Here is a 3,885-nt window from a genome sequence, read left to right as displayed (position 1 = left end):
GTTCCTATGTGGATCCGCGGGTGGTGATGGCTTACGAGCAGGGCATCACGATTCGCCCGGTACTGCAACGGGCTCAACGCCAACGCAATCCGGTCGAACGTCAGCACCTAATCGAAAGGGCTACCGCCCGCGTCATCAAGCGAGTCGCCACGGATTAACCGAAAGCTACTGGAATACAAGCACTTCCGTCTCCAAATTCCCTACTTTTGTTCCAGGGATTAATGCACGTCGCAGCGATCGCCCGTGAAATGGCAAGCCACATCGCTGCTTTACACAGCGGTTCTGAATTCAGTGCAACAAAGCGGAGATTCTTCGTTCTGTAACTGGAGCCACTAATTGACATGAATCGTGATGGCCACCACATATTTTGGTGGTCACGCAATGGTGTTGTTAGTGTCCCGGCGCATGTTTGTTTTAGCTACGGTGATGTCCCTTATTCAGCAGGTGTCGGGTACCCCGTATGTGACGGGCGGAGACTCGCCTGCCGGTACCGACTGCTCCGGTCTGGCTTCCTGGGTGTCGAATGCGGCCACCGACAGGCCGGTCTTCGGAAACCGGTTCAATACGGGAAACGAGGAGTCCGCCTTGCTGGCCCGGGGTTTCCAGTACGGGACTGCCCCTGGCGCTTTGGTGATCGGCTGGAACAGCGGCCACACGGCGGTGACGCTGCCGGACGGTACCTCGGTATCCAGCGGTGAAGGCGGCGGCGTGAAAATCGGTGGTGCGGGCGCCTATCAACCGCAGTTCACCCACCACATGTTCCTGCCGGTGGACCCTGAGGCGATAGAGGACAATCCCGCGCCTGAGGAAGCGCCCGTTCTAGTCGGCGCTGTGGAACCCGAAGCGCCAGCAGCTGATCCAGCACCGGCCGATGCTGCGGTTCCGGAACCGCCTGCGCCAGAGGCAGATTCACCGGCTCCCGGCGACGGCCCCGATGTGGGTATCTAGAGCCACAGCAGCTGTCCAAGAGCGGCAGAACATCGTCGCGACCATGCCCAGCTGATCACACCGGCAGTCGCTACTGCAGGGTGACCGGGTCGCCGGTGCGAATGATGCCTGCGTCCAGCACCTTCAGGTACGCCCCGGCGCAGGGCAACGGCGCCGATCCCGCTGAAGCCACCCGGTTTTCCGCGACCAAGGTGCGGAGCGCTTGCGGAGCCGGCGGAAGCGGACCGTGCCCCAGCGTGGGCACCGCACACCGTGATGTCGGCTTGAGAACCCGCAACCGCGTCTCACCGACAGCCAGTTCCTTTCCCGGCCAGTCGTTTTCCGCGTACGGCGGGTACCCGAGTGGTGTCGCGATCACCAGGTTCGGCCGATAGCGCAACGCCTCCGCCCCGACCCGCTCCAGCGTGGCGGTGGTGATGGCGTGCAGGGGGGCAAGGTCGGTGAACGAATCGCCCGGCGTCGCGCCGGCGATTTCGACGATGCGGGCTTCGACGTCGGCGTCGACGCCTAACTCGAGCACCTTCTCCGGGTCGGGCCGTTCCAGTGTGGCTCCCGGCGAGCGCTTGCTGACCAGGCGGACTGGCCTGCCCAGTAACCGGGACAGCAGGTCGTCGATCCCGGGGTCGTCGGCGGCCACGCACGTGCGGTCGGGCAGCTGAATGCGAACCCGCCCGTCGTCTTTGCTGGCGGTGAACTGCAGAAGCTGCCGCCACAAGCGGGGCTGCTTGGCGCTCGCCACCCGGCCGGTGACCGCGTCGACCACCGCTAGCCGACGGTCTCCTTCGGCGCCACGCTCGTCGACGAACATCTCGGTCACGATTTCGCCGAGCATCGACTTCACCGGGTAACGCAACAGACTCTCCACGCGCATGTGCGCATGGCCCGGTAAAGAGCGCTCGGGCGTCGTCACGGCTCCAAGTATGCGCTGTTCTGGAACCGACCTGCCCGCCTGGGTTGTCGTCGGCGAGGGCCCGCTGCGGCCCCGGTTGCAACGGCAAGCCGCCGGACTGCCGGTCGACTTCACCGGTTTCATCGCCGACCGGCACACCGGCGGTGGTGTCGCGCACCTCGGCGCTCGTCGAGATCATCACCGCAGACAGCGGCGCGGCCGCCGACAACGACCCGGCGGCCCTTGCCGATGCGGTCTGCGCTGTGGTTGCCCGGGCGGGAGGGCGAAATGGCGGCGTGCCGGGTGGCACGCAGTCATACTCGGACCATCCCGCGTAGGAGGCACCATGCCGGCGCACAGCTTGGCACAGCAGATGCTGCGGCGCCGGCCGGTGAGCGACGCACCCGTCGCCCACGGCGCCTCAGATCATCTGCGACGCAGCCTGGGAACGTTTCAGCTCACCATGTTCGGTGTCGGCTCGACGGTCGGCACCGGCATCTTCGTCGTCCTGTCGGTGTCGGTACCGCAAGCCGGTCCGGCAGTGGTCGTCTCGTTTGTGCTCGCCGGCATCGCGGCCGGACTCACTGCTATCTGCTATGCCGAGCTGGCGTCGGCGGTACCGGTTTCCGGGTCGGCCTACTCGTATTCCTACGCCATCCTCGGCGAACTCGCGGCAGTGGGCGTCGCGGCATGCCTGCTGCTGGAATACGGTGTGTCAACCGCCGCGGTTGCCGTTGGGTGGAGTCAGTACCTCAACAAGTTGTTCGACAACGTCTTCGCATTCGAACTGCCGCAGATCATTTCAGCTGCGCCGTGGGATACCAGGCCTGGCGTGGTCAACCTGCCGGCCATCGTGTTGATCGCGATGTGCGCGGTCCTGTTGATCCGCGGTGTCAGCGAATCGGCGAAGGTCAACGCCGTGATGGTGGTGATAAAGCTCGCCGTGCTGCTGATGTTCGCCGCTATCGCGTTCACCGCGTTCAGGTCGGAGCGTTTCGCCGACTTCGCGCCGTTCGGTGTCTCGGGCATCAGCTTGGCGGCAGGCACAATCTTTTTCACCTACATCGGACTCGACGCGGTGTCGACCGCCGGTGATGAGGTCAAGGACCCGCAACACACGATGCCGCGGGCGATCATCGCGGCGATGCTCATCGTGACCGCTTTCTACATCCTCGTGGCGATGGCCGCGATGGGCAGCCAGCCGTGGCAAGATTTCAAAGGCCAAGAGGCCGACCTCGCCGCGATCTTGGAGCACATCACCGGAAACGTCTTCGGCAGCACCATTTTAGCTGCCGGCGCGGTGATATCCATTTTCTCCGTCACTTTAGTGACGATGTACGGCCAGACCCGGATCTTGTTCGCGGTGGGCCGCGACGGGCTACTGCCGACGACGTTCGCCAAGGTCAGCCCGCGCATGATGACACCCGTCAGCAACACCGTCATCGTCTCGGTGGTTCTGGCGCTGTTGGCCGGTCTCGTGCCACTGGAGAACCTGGCTGAAATCGTCTCCATCGGCACGCTGATTGCGTTCATCGTGGTGTCGGTGGGTGTGATCGTGCTGCGAGTCCGAGAACCCGAGTTGCCCCGCGGTTTCAAGGTTCCCGGCTACCCGATCACACCGATCCTTTCAGTGGCGGCATGCGTCTACATTCTGTCCAGCCTGCATTGGTACACGTGGGTCGGCTTCACGGTGTGGGTAACGGTCGCCTTGATCTTCTATCTGGGTTGGGGCCGCAGGCATAGTGCCCTCAACGAGGTCGGCGACGGCAGCATCGACGCGGTCATGCCGGTTGAGGACGCGACGGCGCCCAAGAGCCGAAATATCGACGACGCCGTGTGATGGTGCCTCGCTGATCCTTTGCGTCGCTGCGGGCTTCGGTGATTTCCTGCGGCAGCGGCGTACCGGTGGGAGCATTTGCTGATGGACGACCAGGACGATCCCGAGAAACGCATCGCCGAGCTCGAACGCCAGCTGGCGGAGCGGTCGCCCATCGTGGAACTGGGACACCAGGGCGCGACGGTAACCACTTCCCCCGATACGCCAGAGG

At 64.1% G+C, this 3,885-nt stretch carries 3 protein-coding genes and 1 pseudogene; 3 read left to right on the top strand and 1 reads right to left on the bottom strand.

Annotated elements, in window-relative coordinates:
- The first annotated feature begins 405 nt into the window (after window positions 1-405).
- Window positions 406-948 carry a peptidoglycan endopeptidase gene (locus VFA16_RS12125; protein WP_324968046.1) on the top strand — a complete coding sequence of 181 codons (543 nt, stop codon included), beginning with the start codon at window positions 406-408 and terminating at the stop codon, window positions 946-948.
- Between the two features lie 70 nt (window positions 949-1,018).
- On the opposite strand, the gene VFA16_RS12120 is transcribed toward VFA16_RS12125, so the two are convergent.
- Window positions 1,019-1,819: an MOSC domain-containing protein gene (locus tag VFA16_RS12120; protein ID WP_324968047.1), complete on the bottom strand. Its 801-nt coding sequence runs from the start codon at window positions 1,817-1,819 to the stop codon at window positions 1,019-1,021.
- Between the two features lie 82 nt (window positions 1,820-1,901).
- On the opposite strand from VFA16_RS12120, the pseudogene VFA16_RS12115 reads away from it, so the two are divergent.
- A pseudogene (locus VFA16_RS12115) lies at window positions 1,902-2,112 on the top strand (alpha-(1-2)-phosphatidylinositol mannosyltransferase); the annotation flags it as partial.
- A 98-nt stretch (window positions 2,113-2,210) separates the two neighbouring features.
- Entirely contained in the window at window positions 2,211-3,677 is a 1,467-nt protein-coding gene (locus tag VFA16_RS12110; RefSeq protein WP_414687705.1) for an APC family permease, read from the top strand.
- Window positions 3,678-3,885: the final 208 nt, after the last annotated feature.

Source organism: Mycobacterium sp. (genome assembly GCF_035653355.1).
Lineage (GTDB): Bacteria > Actinomycetota > Actinomycetes > Mycobacteriales > Mycobacteriaceae > Mycobacterium.
Note: the sequence above shows the minus strand (reverse complement) of the source record. Positions and strands in the feature narration are given on the sequence as shown.